2 protein-coding genes and 1 pseudogene are annotated in these 17,925 nt (G+C 70.7%); 1 reads left to right on the top strand and 2 read right to left on the bottom strand.

Features of this window, described 5'->3' with window-relative positions:
• Positions 1-18 precede the first annotated feature (18 nt).
• Positions 19-546 carry a type VII secretion system-associated protein gene (locus ACWEOE_RS00185; protein WP_452001688.1) on the bottom strand — a complete coding sequence of 176 codons (528 nt, stop codon included), beginning with the start codon at positions 544-546 and terminating at the stop codon, positions 19-21.
• Entirely contained in the window at positions 533-16,387 is a 15,855-nt protein-coding gene (locus tag ACWEOE_RS00190; protein WP_452001691.1) for a hypothetical protein, read from the bottom strand. Before ACWEOE_RS00190 ends, ACWEOE_RS00185 begins: the two co-directional genes overlap by 14 nt.
• 688 nt (positions 16,388-17,075) lie before the next feature.
• Between ACWEOE_RS00190 and ACWEOE_RS00195 the strand changes: the two are divergent.
• Positions 17,076-17,925, top strand: a pseudogene (locus tag ACWEOE_RS00195) (hypothetical protein); the annotation flags it as partial.

Genomic DNA, 17,925 nt, shown 5'->3' on the forward strand with positions numbered 1-17,925 from the left:
CCGACGAGTGTGACACGGTCAGCGCGCCAGCGCGTCCCGGATGGTGTCGGCCAGCAGGCGGGTGCACCCCGGCGCACCGGGGTTGACCAGCAGGTCCACGTCGTCGTACTCCGCCAGCAGCGCGGGCAGCTCCGACGGAGGAAGCGGGCTCCAGCCGGCCGCGCGCACGCGGGTGCGGTGCGCGGGCGCGGAGGTCACGAGCACGCACGGAATGTCGTCCGGGGACGGCGCGACGATCGGTTCCTGGTCGGCGTCGAGGGCGACCGACAGGGTCGTCGTGCGCAGCACCGCGGCGAGCTGCTCGAACCCGGCCTCGCCTCGCGCGGCCAGCCGCAGCGTCGCGTCGAGGGGGTCGGTCGGCGAGTCCGGGCCCGACGGTTCATACGCCGGGTTCGGTTCGAACTCCCCAACACCGCCGTCCTCACGAGCCAGCCAGCCGCCGACGATCGCGGGCAGCGGCGGCGCCTCGACCTCGGCACCGTCCTCAGTGGACGCCGGGGTCCAGGCGGGATCGACGAGCAGCACCCACTGGTCATTCGCCGTCACCGGTATCTCCTTCACTGTCCTTTTCGGCCGGCGGGAACCCCATCGACTCGAGGAAGGCGTCTTCCGCGTCGCTCAGCTCCGCCAGCAGCGCGTCCTGGCGCTCACCCTGTTCCTTCATCCGCGCGGCGTACTCCCGGATGTGCTGCAGCGTGCGCCAGCGGTCCAGCCACGCCAGGTTCACGACGTTGAAGCGCCGCATCACCCACACCGCGTCGCGGGTCCGCGCCAGCCGCTCGTCGAAGCCGGCCGGTGATCCAGTCCAGCCGTCGAGCGCGCCGCGCACGGCTTCTCGCAGCACGTCCGGCCTCAGCTTCTCCGCCGCGAACGTGCGGATCGCCGTGACCAGGCGGTGAGCATAACCCTCGCCGTCGGCGCGGCCCGGCATGCGACGCACCTCGTCGCGCACCAGCGAACGTCCGCCCGGCAGGGTGAGTGCCGCGTCGAGGGAGCCGTGGCGGTCGAGCACCTCGACGGCGTCGGCCACCTGGCCCAGGTCGGCGCCCTGGCGGACATCGGTCGCGAGGTCGAGCAGCAGCTCGGTGGCCGGGCCGGGCTTGGCGAGCACCGTGTCGGCCACACCGTGCAGCTGCAGCAGGGTGAACTCCTCGGCCAGGTCCACGGCCCGCGCCGTGTCGGCCGGCGACAACGCCGGCGGCGGGGGTTCGGCCGGCAGGGAGAACGTTGCCACGGAACCGGTCCCCGGCCCCTCGACCACCAGGTCCGCCGCCGAGTGAGGCGTGGTCCCGCGCGGAGTCAGCTCCAGCAACGCGGCCTGCAGCCGGGCGACGAGGTCGGCCCGCACGTCCGCGGGCCCGCTCACCTCGACCCGCGGCGCGGACAGCCCGTCGCCGGCCCGCTCCACGGTGAACTCCGCGACCCACCGCGCGACATCGGCCGGCATGCCGGGTTCGGCGAGGGACAGCGGCGCGGGCAGCGGCATCTCGGACGCCGGTCCGCGGGTGAACCGCATCGGCCGCACGACGCCGCCGTGAGCCCAGGACCCCTTGCCGGTGACCGTGAACAACGCCCGCGCCTCGGCCGGGAGCTCCACGTGCTGCCACCCGGTCGCCGGGTCCTGCCTGCGGTCCATCACGGCCCGGACGTTCTTCGTGATCGTCCGCGACGCCGCCGCCAGCTCCAGCGCGGCGGTCCAGACGACGTCCGGCCGCTCGTGCCGGTCGACGTCGGCGGCCATCGTGGTCAGGTCGAGTGTCGTCGAACCGTGCTTGACCGCGGTGCGGACGTCGGTGATCACCTTGGTCAGCAGCTTGAGCGTGCCCGGCCGGTCGTCGAGCCGGATCGGCCCGCGTGACACCGGGCTCATCGGCTTGTACCACCAGTCCAGTTCGGCCGCGCGGACCAGCTCGGCGACCACGCGCCGGTTCTCCTGCGCGGACGGCTTGCCGCCGAGCGTCGTCCAGTGACCACCGGAGACGATGGTGGAGACGCCGGGCCACTCGCCGGGCAACCCCAGCAGCTGCCAGGTGGATCGGCCGCTGCGGCGCGGGTTCCCGGCGTCGACCGGGTCCAGGAAGCCCACCGGTTCGGTGGCCATGTGCACCGGCAGGTCGATGCCGCCGTCCCGCAGCTGTCGCGTGAAGTCGTGGCCGAGTCCGCCGCGGTCGAGGTGCGCGCCGGCTTCGCACACGAACAACGTCATCGACTCAAGCTGCCGGTTCGCCGCCTGGCGGAACTCGGCACTCGCCGTGACGATCCGGGCGAGGGTCGGGCCGTCGACGGTGATCGGGGTACGCCGCCGGGGGCCGATGCCGAACGCCCGCTCACCGAGGATGGTGAGCTGCGCCCGGGCCGGTGAGCCGTGCGTGTCGACGAAAAACGACTCCTGTCCGGCGAACGGCGCACTGGTGAGCACATAGGACTTCTTGAGTTCGCGCTGGCCGAGCTTCCAGTGCATCTCGCTCAGCGACGCGAGCTGGGTGCCGTTGACGCTCTGGTCGAACACCGCTGTCTTCGCGAGGCCCGCCGGGGTCAGGAACGGATCCTGGCGCACATCGCGGGCGTCGGTCGTGTAGTGCACGCCGATGGTGCGGCCCTCGTGCGTCCACGGTCGCGAGACGACGGCGTCGGCGGAGAACTCGTAGACCTTGCCGGTGCCGTCCAGGCCGGTGAACACCTGGCGCGGAGTCTCGGCCTGGCGGGAGAATTCGACTTCCGGCCCGCCTTCGGGCCGGAACGACACCGTCACCGCGTCCGCCGGTCCTTCGCCCGTGAGGACCTTCACCGACACGCGGGCGAGTACGTCCTGGTGCGACTCCCCCAGCGCCCGGCTCAGGTCGGCGGCCAGGCTCTTCGCCACTTCGCGCGCCTGCGCCCGGCCGTCAGGTCCGCGGCCGGTGACCTCGATGGGCGCGGGCTGTCCGGTGGTGCCGGCGAGGGCCTTGGCCAGCGCTTCGGTGCCCTTTTCCCGCGGCGTGGGCTCGTCGGAGAAGGTCACCACGCCGGAGTTGTCCGGGCTGATCAGCGTCGCCGCGTGCTGCACCTCGCCGAGGACGTGGTGCTCGCGGCCGGACTCGATGTCCAGCAGGGCCCGCGCCGACGGTGGCAACGCGACGTCGTGCAGGCCGCCCTGGTGGGTGTGCTGGTCGGTGACCGTGCGCACCAGCGGCGCGAGGTCGGGGTCAGCCGCTAGGAACGACAGCGCCGCGTGCCACACGAGGTCCGGGTCCGGGTGGCGGCGCACGGCCGGCTCGACCGCGGTGAGGTGGAGGTCGCCGTCGCGGTTGTACAGGTCGCGGACCAGGGACTGGACCACCCGCTTGGTGAGCTCGAACGTCTCCGCACGGCCGAAGTCCTCAGTGGACTCCCGCGCGGGCGGCGGCTTGAGCCAGCTCGCGTCGCTGTTCATCACCACGTCGGCCATGCCGGGCAGCTGGAACGCCGATGGTAGGCCGATCCGGCGGGCCGTCTCGGTGAGCGACCCGGGACCCGTGCGGTGCATGATCGAGTTGCGGTGCACCCGGCCCATCTTCGACGCGAAGAACGTCTGGGACATGCCGTACGCCTCGGCCGGCATCAGGTTCCGCTGCGTCTTGCCGTAGTTGTCCCGCAGCACACCGAGGTGGACGCGAGCGAACGGGTGCCCCTTCGACATCGCGAACGCCGAGTTCGCGACGTTCATGCCGATGCGGTGCGTCGCGTAACCCTCCCGCGAATACGCGGCGTCGACGAGGTCATCGGTGTTGCGCACCTCGTTGTCGCCGTCGGTGTACAGGCCGCCGAAGCGGTTCATCAGCTCCATGCGGAGGATGTCACTCGCCGCCGCGTAGCCCGGTCCGGTCTGCTTCGCGGCCTCGGCGAGGTAGAACTCCTGCAGCAGCATCGGATTTTCGCTGGTGAACACCTCGTCGACGGAGACCAGGTGCACGTTGTTCGCCCGCGCCCAGGCGACGAAGTCCCGCACGTCCGCGAGCGGATCGGGCCCCTCGGCCGGCGGGACCGTGGTGAGGGCGAGTTCGGTCTGCCTGCGGGGCACGTCGGTCCAGAGCACCGAAACCACTCGGTCACCCAGCGCACGGGCGGCCCCGCCGAAGTTCTCGCGGAACTGGTGCATCGTGCCGGCGTCGCGCAGCGGGCCGCCGAGCCAAATGGCGTGCATGAGCAGCGGCGTTTCGGTGACCTTCGGCAGGGCCTCGACGTCGCCGGGCGCCCAAGCGGTGAGCCGGTCGTCCTCGCGGGTGTGCTGGATGGTCCAGTCCACGATGTCAGGCAGATCCGCCGGGCCGACCGGGCCGGGGGTTCCCCGTCGGAGGTCGAGCGTTTCGATCAGCGCGATGCCCTGCCCCGCGGTCAGCTGCGAAAAGTCGTGGCCCCGCAGGAAATCGGGCGGCTCGGGTGCTTGGTAGAGGCCGAACAGGTCCGGGCCGAGCAGCGGCGCCCGCTCCGGCGAGGGCGCGCGGTGCTCGGCCGCGGCACGCAGGTCGGCCTCAAGCTCGGCCGGGGATTCGTAGGCCGGCGCGGGCTGCTGAGGCGGGGCCACCACGTTCAGGTACTGGGACGCGACCGCCGCGACGACCGCGGGTGTTTCGTGCATTCCGAGCAGCTGCTGCACGTAGTCGTCGCCATGGCCGCCGGACACGGCCTTGGCCACTTCGGAAGCCAGCCAGAGCGTGGCCGCGCGGTCGGTGAGCGGCACCAGGTCGTCGGTCTCGCCGACCTGGGCGTAGCGCCAGCCGTCGAGCAACGCCTCGGTGAGCTCGGCGACCACGGCGTCGGTGTCGGTGGGTGCGCCGAGGGTTTCCCAGTGCCCCCCGTCGGTCACGGTGGTGCCGGCGTCGACGCGCACAGGGCCCGTGGCAGTGTGGACGGGCTGCCCGAGGGCGGCCTGGAAGTCGTACGCGAGCCCGCTGCGGGCCGCGGAGTCGTGCAGCAGCGTGACCGACGTGGACTGCGAGAACCCGGGTGTCGCCGCGACGATCTGCGCGAGGGTGGCGCCGTCCACGTGCACCGCGCGTGGTGAGCCGTCCGGGCCGGGCACGAAGACCGTGGCCCGGCCCAGGTCGGTGTCACCGGCGACGACGAACGTGGTGCCGGCGGTGAGCTCGTCCGTCCACGGTGGACGGATGGCGAGGCCGCGGGTCTCAGCGGGGCCGGGTTCGGGTTCGGCGAGGAAGTTCTCCCCGCCGGGTTGCGTCAGCCAGCTCTGGATCCGCCGCGTCTCGGCGGGTTCGCCGAACGCCAGACCGCGCGCGGTGCCGGTGTGGTCGGTCAACACCGTGGTCGTCACCGAGTCGGCTGTGAAGTCGACCATGGCCCCGGGCTCACCGGCAACCTCGCCGGCGAGGATCGGCTGATCCACAGTGGACTGATCCGTGAGATGCGTGTCTTCCAACGCTCGTGCGAGAGGTTCGCTTTCGTCCGGCGCACCCTCGAACGTACGGAAACGTCCGCCGCCGTACGGTGCGGTGAACGAGCCGGTCGAGTCGGCCACGTCCGTGAGCCGCAACTCGCGGTCGCGGGCAGAATCGAGCAGCCGCTTCTCCACAGTGGTCGCCAGCGCCCGGGTGCCGTCCACATCGGACAGCGAGATGGGGCCGTCCGGCGGTGCGCCGTGGTCCTGGTCGAGGTCGCGCACGAGGCCGACCACGGCGTTGTCGTCCGCGTGGCCGCCGAAGGTGCGGAACCGGCCGCCGTCCTCGACGATCGTGAACGCGCCGGGCGAGCCGATGGCGTCGCCGACGAGGCTCCAGCTCGCGCCGGTGATCACGGGCTCGGTCGCGGCGTGGACGGTCGTGACCCCGGCCAGGCTGTCCACGGCCTGCTGGAAGTCGTGCGCCACGGCGCCGGGGCCGTCGGCCTGCCCGGCACTGCACACCAGCAACGCGATCGACGGCGGGTTCCGCTCCGCCCTGACCTGCGCGAACGGTGTGGACTCCGAGACGACCCGGGCGAACGCGGAGCCGTCGATCTCCACCTCCTCGCCGCTGAGCAAGGTCAGCTTCACCGCGGTCGGCGATCCGTGCGCGAAGACGAAGAACGTGCCCTGCTCCGACGACCACGGCGTCGGCGTGCGGTCGGCCCACTTCCCGAAGGGGCGGCCGGGCAGCGCCGGTGTCGCGCCGCCGCGGACTTCAGCCGACTTGTGGTCGTAGACCTGGCTCGTGGCGCCCCGGGGCAGGCTGCTGACGGCGCCGTCGTTGTTCGCGACCCAGTCCTGCCGCATCCGGTCGCTTTCGGGGCCCATCGACGTGAAGGCCACACCGACGACCCGACCCGAGCCGTCAGTGACCGGGCTCGACCGAACCTGGGACACGTCGAAGGTGTACGCCGGCCGGCCGTCGGCACCGGAGACGGAGGCGTGCCGTTCGGTACCGGCGGGTTCGCGGGAACGCTGGTGCTCGACGACCGCGCCGGTCTCGTCGAGCACGATCACGTCCGGAACGGTCCGCTGCTCGGGCACGGTGTCCTGCGTGGTGTCGGGTGTGGTGCCCTGGGTGGATTCCCGCCGGTCCTCGCGCTGCCTCGGGTCGAACCGTGACTCGATCCGCGGCCTCGGCCACTGGTGCGTCGCGATCCGCCAATCGACCTCCTGCTTGGCCCGCCACCACTTGCGCCGGGTTTCGTCGGCAACCTGGCGCGCCTGGCCGGCCTCGGTGAGCGCGGAGTCACGGCGAGCGCGCTGGTCCGAGTTCTCGTTCCGGTACCCGTCGAGAACGTCCGCGAGGTGCTCGGCGCGGTCCTGCGCCTCCTGCCGCTGCCGAACGAGGCCGGGGCGGGCGTCGCGCACGGCCTGCGCGTCCTGCTGGGCCTGAGCGATCCGGTCGAACAGGTCCTGGCGTTCCGGCGAGCCCTCCTCGGTCGTCGCCGCGAGGGCGAGCAGCCGGTCGGCGGTGTCCTCCAGCTGCCGGACCTCGGTGTTGCCGTCACGCAGCCGTTGCCCGGCGGTGCGGGCGGCGGCTTCCGCGTCGGCCAGCGCCTGCCGGACGTCGATCGCGGGGTCGGTGGCCGTGTCCACGCCGAAGCCGCCGGCGTTCTTCGTGAGCTGCCGGGAGTTGTCCTGCTGATCGACCCACCGGTCGTCGGCTTCGCGCTGCGCCTTCTCCAGCGCGGCCTCGGCCTCCCGCCATTTCTCGGCCGCGTCCTTGACCGCGTCCTGGGCGTGTACCAGCGAACCCGGCAGCGGGCCGCCGAGGAGCTTCTCGAGGTCGCGTTCGGACATCCGGACGTGTGCCGACGCCGGCACGCGCACCTCGACCGCGGCCGTGCGGCCCTCGCCGAGGTCCGCCACCACGCGGTACTCGACGTCGGCTCCGATCAAACCGGTACGGCCCTTGGGCTTCCCGATCGTCGAGCGCGAACCGGCGCCCGTCGTCGCCGTGGGCCGCGACACCGGCAGCGGCAGGCGACCGTCGGCTCCGCCCCAGCCGTGAAAGTTGCCACTGGGGTCCTGGACACCACCGCCGCCGAGGTTCCCCTGCCGCTCGCCGCTCGACGTTTCCTTGGCGTCGTTCGCGAACTTCACACCCGCGCGGTCCGACTTCTCGAACTCGACGGAGTCGCTCAGCCCCTTGAGCTGGGGGTTCACCAGCCGGGCGTAGACCTTCACCGAGCCGTGACCGCTGCCGAACAACGCGGACTCGTGCAGCCGCGGCACGTTCAGCGGACCGTCGACCATGTCGGGCAGCAGTGCCCGGAGCATTTCGTTGCGCAGCGACGAAGACAGAGCGTTCTGCGCACCGGTTTCCGGCCCGGTCAAGCCCTTGCCCGCACCGGCGAGCCGCAGCGCCCGGACCGCGCCGGCGCGCACGGCGTCGGCGCCCCGCAGGCTTTCGGTCACCGCCGTGTCCGGCAACGGACCCATGCCGCCACGCTGCCAGCCGGCGATCCGGTCCGGCGTGCTGTCGGCGCGCGTGACCTCGGACGTGCGCGGCGCGTGCACCGGCGGCGCGGGCCGGGTTCCGTCGGTGATCTTCAGGTCGTCGGCGCCCGAGCGCACGGTGATGCGGGTGTCCTGGGTCGCGACGACCCGCTCCTGGTCGCCGCGCCGCACGACGAGCTCGAACCGCACGTCGTGGCGGTGGCGCGCGAACGGGCCGGTGGTCGTCGCGGCGACGTCCTTGTTCGTCGAGTCCGTTGTGGACGTCTGCAGCGTGCGGGTACGCGTGCCCGACTGGCCGACGTAGGAAATGCCGTACCCGCTCACCTGCGCGCCGCTGTCGGAGAACAGGCCACGCCCCGCGACCCGCGCCTCGACGCCGATCGACGTCGCGTTCGCCGTGGTCTGCTTGTCGGCGGTGGCCGAAGCGACGACCTGGTCGAGCTCGCTGCCGTCGTGCACCACGCCGGCGAACTCGGTGTTCGTCACGGTCGCCTTGAGCAGCACCTGGTGCGAGCTCGTGGTGAGCAGGCCCGCGTCGTGCAGCTGCAGCGGGACACCGCCGTCGAGGGCCGCGCCGACAAGTGCGGTGACGCCGTCGGACGAGGTCACGTCGAGCAACCGCTGCAGGTTGTTCATCGAGTCGTCAAGCACCGATTTCGGCAGCAGCCGCTTGCCGGTCGAGCCGAGTTCCGCGCGTGCTTCGCGGATCAGCTTCGACAGGTCCGGCGCGTCCTCGACGACGCCGCTGCCCAGCGTGCTGGACGCCTGGTCGATCATCGACGGTGGGTCCACCGTGCCCGGCGTGGCCTCGCGGTCCGGCAGCTTCGGCAGGATCCCCTGCTCGCGGGCCTGGTCCTCGGTCATCCGCACGTACACCGAACCGGGCAGTTTCACGTCGGCGCCGGAGCGGGACGTCGACCCGCTGATCACCCGTTCCTGGCGGCTTTCCGCGACCATCCGCACGTCGGCGTCGTACTGCACCAGCACCGTGCGGGCGGTGGGTGCGCGGTGCACCTTCTCGACTCCGGCGCGCAGTTCCTGGGATTTCTCGGCAGTGCGCGACCACGCCGTCCACTTGAGACCGGCGAACAGCTGGTTCTGGCCGTGCGCGTCGCTGCCCGGCGGCCGAGTGGTGGCGGCGAACTGCGCGCTGCCGCCGATCGCCTGCCGGCGCGAGTCCGTCGACCCGGCCGTGACGCCACCGGTGTGGGAGATCTCGCTGCCGCCGGCGTCGGCCATCGAGACGAGTTTCGGGTTGCTGAGCGAAACGCCCAGGCCGAGCGCGCCGACGCGGTCGGCCACCCGCCGTTCGTAGCGGAAGCCACCGGCGCGTTTGCCCTGCTCCAGCATCTTCGGCAGGTCGGCCCGCAGTGCTTCGGGCGTGAAGAGCCGGTCGACGCGGTTGCGGGCCTCGCTGCCCGGCAGCCCGAGCACGGAGTCGCCGCCCGCCGCTTCCTGGAGCCGGCGCAGGGCTTCGTCGCGCAGGGCCTCGGAGTTCGCAAACGCCTCGACGTGCTGGAACTTCGGTGCCTCCGGCTGGTCCGCGCCCGTGACCTCGTCGATGCTCGGCGACGTCGTCAGCGGCGTGATTTCGGGCTTGCCCGGTTTGAACTCGGCTGGGTCCTTCTTACCGGCCACGCCGTCGCTGACCCACAGGTCGACCTTGCCCGAGATCTTGGGCAGCATGGCGTCGCCGGTCTTGCCGACGGTGCTCACCTCGGGCGCCACCCGCAGCGGCGATCCCGGCGTGAGCCTCCGGACCCAGGGACGGACGCGGGTGTGGCTGGTGATCTGCACCTCGAACTCGACGTCGTGCTCGAACGCCTGGGCGTCGGAGCTGCCGTAGGAGCCCATGGTGCCGGCGGTCGCGATGGTCGGACCGCCGGTGTTCTTGCGCGAGTGGGCATCGGAGTACTGCACCGGTGTGACCGCGGGCCACAGACCGGCGGACACCGTCGACGTGCTGATCGGCGCGATCACCCGTCCTTCGACGCCGAGGGACCAGCCCTTGTCGGTGGTCGTGGTGGTGTCGAGTGCCGTGCCGGTGGCGATCTTGCCCTCGACCCGGCGGCCGCTGAGCTGCCCGAGGTGCTTGCCCTCCCCCAGCTTCGCCTTCACCGTGACGCTCAGGAACTCGTCGGTGAACAACCCGCGCCGTTTGAGCTGCACCGAAACACCGGGGCCCAGCAGACTGTCCATCTTGGACTTCAGTGCGCACGGCGAGAACGCGGCGGTGAGTTTGCGCAGGTTCGCCAGCCGGTCGGCCACCTCGTCGCTCGAACCGAGGTTGTCGCCCTGGAGCTTGTCCCAGCGCGGCAGGAACCGCGAGAACCCCGGCCGGTCGCGCAGCGCCTGCTCGATCTGCGGCTGCACCTTCGCGGCCGGCGTGAACGTGCCGACGCGCACGTGACCCGCGGCCGCCGCGGCGGCGAGGTACGGCGGCTCGTGGCGAGTGCCCGGATCGGTGAACTTGGGCCCGGTCTCGGCCGGAACGGGCAGGCCCTGCGCCTTCGCCTCCGGCAGACCCATCCGGACCCACGCGACGGCGTCGATCGTGGTCTTCTCGCCGCTCGAGCCGATCACGTCCACGTCGAGGTGCACCTTGTACAGCCCCGTATCGCCCTTCACGGTCAGGCCGTGCTTGGCGGTGACGCTGGTGCCGCTCGTCGCGCTCTGCGTGACCTTCGACGACACCGTACCGGTGATCCCGGCCACCCCGCCGATCGCGCCCGGCGCGTAGACCCCGGCGCCGACGCTGGCGCTGATGTCGGCCCCGGACTTCGACGCCGAGACGGTGACCCCGCCCGCGGTCGTCGACTCGCTGATGCGCAGCTCGGAATCACCCGGCACCACACCGTACAGCTCGACCTTCTTCGGCCTCGCCTGCATCCGCACGGCGTCGCGGTGGGTGCTGTGGGGGCTCACGAGGTCGTTGCTGACCACCGTGCCGCCCTGCAGCATCGTGCTCAGCGACGACTTCACGTTGCCGCCGCTCACGAAATCGCGCAGCACCGAGCGGCCGGGCGCGTCGAACCTCGTGATCGACGGGTGTATCAGTTTGGCCGACGACCGGAACAGCTTCTGCTTGTCGACGCTCACGTACTCGGCGGCCATGAACTCGATCCGCTCGGCCCAGCCGGGCTTCGGCGGAGCCTGGTCCGGCGAGGCCGTGTGCGGCACGATGTTGCCGACGTCCTCCGGGAACAGCAGACCGACCTGGCCATCCACAGTGGACCCGACGATCCCGCGGTGCTCGTTGGCGACGACGATCGTGTACTTCACCGGCACGTCGGCCCGGCCGATGTCACCCGCGTTGCGGATCGCGCGCCGCTCGCCACCGACCACAGTGGACGTGTGCTCGACCGAAGGCATCGCCGGTTGCACGGTGGCACCGAGCGACGCATACGCACCGGCCGGGTAGAAACCGGAGTAGGACGAGCCGACGGTCCCGACGACCTGGTCGGCGTTCGGCTGTGCGTGGGTGACCTCGTTGGTGGCGTCGACGTCACCGATCATCGGATCGGTCAGCTTCGAGACGGGGCCGGGCGAGTCGAGGTCCAGCGTCACCTTCAGGTGGACCTGGAACCACTTCTTCCCGGACCGGATCATCACCCGGCGCCCGCTGCCGACGAACGACTCGAACCCCGGCCCGTCCAGCGTCGCGACGATCGAGTCCACGCCGTCGACCGGGCTGGTGCCGAGGGGATCGATCCGGCGGACGAGCCGCTCGATCTCGGTGCCGACCTCCTTCGCACCCCGGACGTCGACGGGGAGGACGGCGCCGAGGGTCTTGCCTTCCCGCGCGTAGACGGGGAGGCGGGAGCGCAGGTCGCGGTCGGCCGGGTTGCCGCCGGGCTTTTCGGTTTTGTTCGGGTCGTCGTCGGGTTGGCCGGATTTCTGGTTGCCGGCGTCGTCCTGCTTCCCGGAGACTTCCGGCTTGCCGTTTTCACCGGTCTCTCCGGGCTTCTCAAGGTCGGCGGGCCCCTCCTCGTCGACTTCGGGTATCGACGACAGGCCCTTGCCGGCGCTGAAACCCGAATCCCGGCTTCCGCCGAGGGTCAGGCCCTGCCTCGCCGCTTCGGCTGAGAGCTCGTCCTGCATCTGCTGGACGTCTTCGGGCTCCAGCCCCCACGCGCGGAGGTCGGCGTCGGCGGTCCGCAGGGCCAGCCGAGCCGCGGCGAGGTCGCGGTTGGCTTGGCCCGCGTGGTCCAGGCGCAGCGTCCGATCGGGATTGCTCGTGGCGTTCTCGCTGCGCACCACCAGCGAGACGGCCTCTGCCGCGAAGCCGTGGGCCTGCCGGAGCTCGGCATAGGCCCCGAGGTAGTTGGTCAGGGCCGTTTCCACGTCGCCCGGGAAGCCCTCGCGCTGTTTGCCGACTTCGGGCCGGACGTTGCGGTCGGCGGCGCGAACCTGCAGGTTCCGCAGCAGTTCGTCGGATCCGAACGGGCGCAGGTTCCGCTCGGCGTCTTCGAAGACCTTGCGCAGCTCCTGGTACTTCTGCTCGAGGTCCGGGTTGTACTCGAAGCGACGGCCGTTGTCCGTGGTGACCAGCGGTCCGTTCGGCCGCTGCTCCTTGATCCCCTTCAGCGCCGATTTCTTGCCGAAGGGCTGCACCGTTCCGTTGTCGTGCACGAAGTGGCTGTCGGCGAAGTACGACGAGAAGTCGGCCTGGTAGTACTGGTGGAACTCGTCGAAGAGCTTGGTCACGTCGGCCGCCGTCACCGGCTTGCCGTCGGGGCGGCCGACGTCGCGGGCGAGGTTCTCGACGAATTCGTGCACGTCCTTGGCTGCCACGCCGCCCTTGCCGCGGAAGTAGAAGCCGAACGGGTCGGCGTCGACCATCGCGCGCGCGATGCGGAAGTCGCGCTCGCTGTGCCACAGCCCCTCGTGGCGGTTCATCTGCTCGACGGCGCCGCGGTGTTCCGGTTCCTGGTCGTGGCGGGCCTGCCCCTCGCCGAACTGGTTCTTGGAGTTGACCTTCTCCATGTCGTGGAACAGGATCGCCTTGACCAGGGTGGCGCGGGAGACGAACCGGTCGGCGTCGTGTTCGCCACGGGTCAGGCGCAGGTACTGGTTGAGCACCATCTGCGCGTGTTCGCGATAGGTGTTCGTGGCGGGTTTCGGCGCCGTGCGGTAACGGTTGTTCTTGCCCTCGGCCTTCACGACCTCGTCGTACTTGCGCGCCAGCGAGTCGTGCCGGTCGGGGTTCGGTCCGTCGAGCCGGTCGACGAGGTGGTCGAGGATCCGCCCGGCTCCGCGGTGGTCGTCGGTTTTCTTGCCCAGCTCGTCGTCGATCACGGTGTCGAGACCGGCGCCGATGTCCTGGTGCTTCCCGAACTCGCCCTCCGGATGCAGCTGGGTGTGGCCCGGCTCGGTCCATTCGCTGAACGTGTTCTCGAACGTCTTGGTGTCGACGGAAGATCCGTTGTAGATGTTCACCCGCGTGTTGAAGTCCACCTTCACGCGCCGCTCGTCGGTGGCGATCGACGCGCCGATCTCCGCCTGGGTGGCGTAGTCGGGCACCTTCGCCATGAAGGTGTCCACATCGGACTTCGAGACGGGCGCGAAGGTGATCTTCCGTACGGTGTCGGGGTTGAGGACCTTGGTCGCTTCGTCGGCGAGCGCCTGCCGGTGGGCGGGGCTGGTGTACTTGAGCACCGCGTCCTTGTCGAGACCCGAACGGACCTTGTCCGCCGCGCCGCTGATGCCCTCCTCGAACTCGTGCTTGATCTCGTCGGGATCGAGGCCGATGAGGTTGCGCGTCGTGACATCCGAAACGGCGTCGGGCAGGATGTTCCGGGAAATCCGCTCCTTCACCACCGCGCGGTCGATGCCGAGCCCGCCCTGTTCGACGTGGCGGTCGATCCCCGCCCCGCGCAAGCCCTTCGACAGCTCGGCGGCGACGACGTCGGCCCGGTTTCCCGCGAAGTAGTTCTTCTTGGACCCGGACTTTTCCGCGAACCCGGTCTCGATCTCGTCGCGGAACCGGCCGTCGGTCACGGTGAGCTGCTTCTTCAGCTCGGTGCGGACGACCGTCGTGAGGTCGTCGGTGACGGTGTCGACGTTGTGGTTGGCGCCGATCGAGGCGAGGGTGGACTTCACGAACTGGTCGGCCGTGCCGCGCACGACCGCGTCGACCAGGTTCTCGTCGCTCATCACCTCGCGCAGCTTTTCGATGCTGTCGATCCGGGCATCGTCGGAAACGAAGCCGGTGTCCGGATCGGTGTGCTTCGCGCGCAGCTCCTTGTTGATGAGTTCCTTGACCACCCCGCCGAGGTCCTTCGACGCCGTGACGAACTCGTTGCGCACCGCTTTTCCGTCCAGAACCACGGTTTCCGGGCCGTGGTCGAGAGTCTGGAAGAGGGTGTCCGAGATCCCGTCGGTCAGCTGCTCGACCACCGAACCGGCGGGGCCGCGGGTGTTCAGGAAGGCGTTGAGGTCCTTCTCGCGCTGCTCGGGTGAGCTGCCTTCGTTCTTGACCGGTTTGCCGTCCGGAATCGAGTCGGTGGGCGGTGTGAAGAACGAGTCCCAGTTGCCGCCTTCGCGTTCGCGGTGGGTGTGGTAGAGGTCGGACAGCTTCTTGGCCAGGTCGCGCAGGCTCTGGGGGTCGTTGCGGAAGAAGGCGCGGTCGCGGCCCTTGTCCGTGGACCAGCCGAACCAGGGGTCGTTGTCCTTGCCGAGCGCGTCGGACTTGAAGTCGGGGGGCAGGCCGAGGCGCGCGTGGAGATCGGCGATGTCCTCGCGGCGCCCGGCCAGGTCCTGCAGGTCGTAGTCGGGGTCGGCGGAGTAGGTGACGAGCGAACCCTTGAGCGCCTCGTCCCGCATGGCGGCGAAGTGCTCACCGCGGAGGCCGAACTGGTTGACGTCTCCGGACTGGTCGACGTTCATCGCCAGGTTGTTCTGCGACAGCGCCTCGACCGTCGCTTCCCGGCTGACCTTGGTGAACGTGTCGATGGGCACCAGGAACGAGCGCAGCACCGGCTGCATCCCCTCCTGGCGGTTCGGATCGGTCTCGTACTTCGCCGTCCACTGCACGGCGCGCATCGGCCGCCCTCCGCCGACCCAGAAGATCTCGGCGTTGCCGGCGCCCGCGAACGGGGTGACGTTGCCCTCTGCGTCCTGGTGGACGTCCTTGAAAGTGCCGGTTCCCTGCTCCGCCGGGTTGAGCACGGCGGTGTACATCCGCACGTAGTGCTCGCCGCGGATCGTCTCCACCTCGAACTCGCCGCGGTGCAGGACCTTGCGGGTGTCCGGGTTGAAATTTGTGTTGCCGGCGTCCCTTTCGGTCTGGAGCACGGTCGAGCCGGGGTAGCTGAGGTTGGCCCGTCCGATGTGGACGTTTTCCTTGGTGCCGAAGTACGTGTCCCGTCCGTCCACTGTGGCCTGGACGATGTGCACGGGACGGCCGGTTTCCGGGCCGTGGCTGGTCCAGCTTCCGTCGGGGTTGAGCACGTGGACGCGCAGGCCGGTGGCGTTCGCGAGGCCGTCCGGGTCGGTGGTGCCGCGCGCGCCGTCGAGGGCCGTGGTGATGCGGGCGTGCTCGCGGGGCGCGTCGGGCGAGATGCTGGCGCGGACGGCGAGGCGGAAGTTGTCGGGCCCGTGCGGTCCGACGTAGACACCCTCGACGCCGTGGGTGCCGAGCATCATGTGCTGACTGGGGTGGAAAACGTCGCGCGGGACCACGCTGCCCGGCTCGACGTCGACCGGCGTTTCGTTGATCTGTTTGCGGACCGGTTTGGAGCGGTGCGGAGCCGGCGCCGGGGTGTGGCTGGAGGTGGGGTTCGGCGTAGGGGGGAGGCTTGTGTGTTCGAGGGCCGGCGGCGGGGTGTGGGCCGGCGCGCCGAGTGGGTGGTCGATGATGTTGACGCCGTGGGAGATCTCGTCGATCTTCGCCAGGTTGTCCTGGGTCAGGGAGGAGTCGACCCACGCGTCGTTGCCCATCACGCCGGGCTGGTTGCGGCGGTTGAAGAGCATCTCGTCGCTCTTGTAGCCCTCGCCGAGTCCGAGGAAGTGCATCACCTCGTGGGTCAGGCCGCTGCGGGGGTCGTTGACGTCCCAGTTGCGCTGGTCGGTCTTCAGCCAGCCCAGCTTGTCCTTCGGGCCTTTGTCCACGGTGGAATCGTGTACGTCGACGGGTACCGCGCGCTTCGGGTCGCCGGTCCAGTCGTCGTCCGGCTCGGTGCCCACGGCGCGCCCGTCGACGCGCACGTGGAGGCGGTCGCCGTTGGGGAGTTCGTGGCCCTGGTTGACCGTTGTGTCGAGGTGGTGCTGCAGATCCCGGACGAGCTGCTCCCGGTCGTCCGGCGAGACCGACCCGGACTTCGAGGTGAGGTCCACCGGCACGGTGAACTCGCGCACCCAGTGGCCCGGCTCGGTCTCGAAGCGCCGCACGTCGTAGCGGACGTGGGTGACCGACCCGGTGAGCCTTCCGCCTTTGAGGCCCGCCCGGTCGCCGTCGAATTGGCGGCCGATCGCCTTTTTGGGGTCGAACCGCTCGCCGGACATCCGGGCCGGCGGGGCGGTGTCGCGGCGGGGGGACCAGGTTTTGGGTTCGTTCTTGTTCGGTGGTTGGGTTTTTGGCGCGGGTTCGATCGGCTGGACGCCTTGGGCGGGGTCCGGATTTTGGTGGCCTTCGTGTGTTTTCTGGGTCTCGATCTGCGGTGCCGGGCTCGTTGCCAGCCCCACCGACCTGGGCGGCGTCGTGGTGGGCGGCGCCTGTTCAGGCCGGCGCTCACCACCCTGGGACTCGACAACCGGCCGTTGCTCCACCTCTCGCGCGCCACCCCGCTCGCCGATCTTCGGGGACGGCGTCCCGCTCCGAACACCGGTGGTTCCGGCCTGGTTCGGTGATGGGCTCGCGGTTTGGTTCGGCGATGGGCTGCCGTTCTGGTTGGCAACGGCGCTCGCGGTTTCGTTCGGCGTAGGGGCGGGTGCCTCGGTCAGGCTGGGTGCTGGCCTCGCCGAATCGCTCGGCGACGGGCGCACAGCCTGGTTGGGAACCGGACTCGCGGTCTCGCTCGGGGTGGGGACCGGTGTTGCGGTGGGTGCAGGCGTCGGCGCAAGTGCGGGTGTTGGGGTGGGCGTGGAATTCTCGCCGGTGATGGTGCGGTGCTCGTCTGCATCGAGGCTCGGCTGAGGCCCCGACGAAACCCCGGTCCCCGTCACGCTCCCCGCGATCGGCGGCGGAACTGTGGTGCTGGGGTCCGAAGTGGTATCCGCACCGCTCGCGGGATCCGCGCCCTTGCCCGGCCTTGTCTTTGCGCCCGAGTTCGGTTCGGTGTTCGGGCGCGTCGCGCCCCGGCCTGGTGCGTTGTTCGGGGAACCGATGCTGGAATGGGCACCGGTGTTGATGCCGGTACTGGTGTTCGAGGCAGTGGCGGTGTTGCTGTTGGTGTTCGCGCCAGTGGCGGTGTTGGTGTTCGTCCCCGTAGCCGTGTTGGTGTTCGAGCCGGTGCCGGCGGTGCTGTTCGGGCCGGTGTTCGTGCCGACCGGGCTGTTCGAGGTGCCGACGGTGGAGATCGGGCTGGTGGGGGTGCTGGTCGAGCCGTTTGAGGTGCCCACCGTGCCCGTGCCGGTGGGGCCTTGGGTTGTGCCGGTGTTCGGGTTCGTGCCAAGGCCGGCGGTCGAGCCAGGGCCGGTGTCGCGGGTGGCGCCGAAGCCGGGGAGGCCGGGGGTGTCCTGGGGGCCGGTGGTGGGTGGCGCGGTGACTCCACCGTGGTTCACCGACCCGGAGTCGGCGCCGCCGGGGAGGGAGGGTGGCGGGACGGGGTCGCCGGTGTTGACGGAACCGGCTGTGCCGGCCGTCGCCGGTGGGGGTGTGGTGTTGCCGCCAGTCGGAACAGGGCCGGTATTGCCGGCTCCTGATTGGGTGCCGGTGTTCCCGTTGCCGAACGAGGTTGCGGTACCGGTCGAGCTTCCGGTGTTGCCAGTGCCGTTCGATGTCCCGGTGTTCCCCGGGCCGGTCGAAGTGCCGGTGCCAGGCGGGGTTCCAGCGCCGCCGATACCGACCGTGGTGCCGGTTTTGTCGGCACCGGTCGAGCCGG

It is taken from the genome of Amycolatopsis sp. NPDC004368 (assembly GCF_053602515.1).

Bases quoted from the DNA above. Each gene is read 5' to 3' on its own strand.
- ACWEOE_RS00190 (WP_452001691.1), bottom strand. From the start codon at position 16,387: ATGTCCGGCGAGCGGTTCGACCCCAAAAAGGCGATCGGCCGCCAATTC.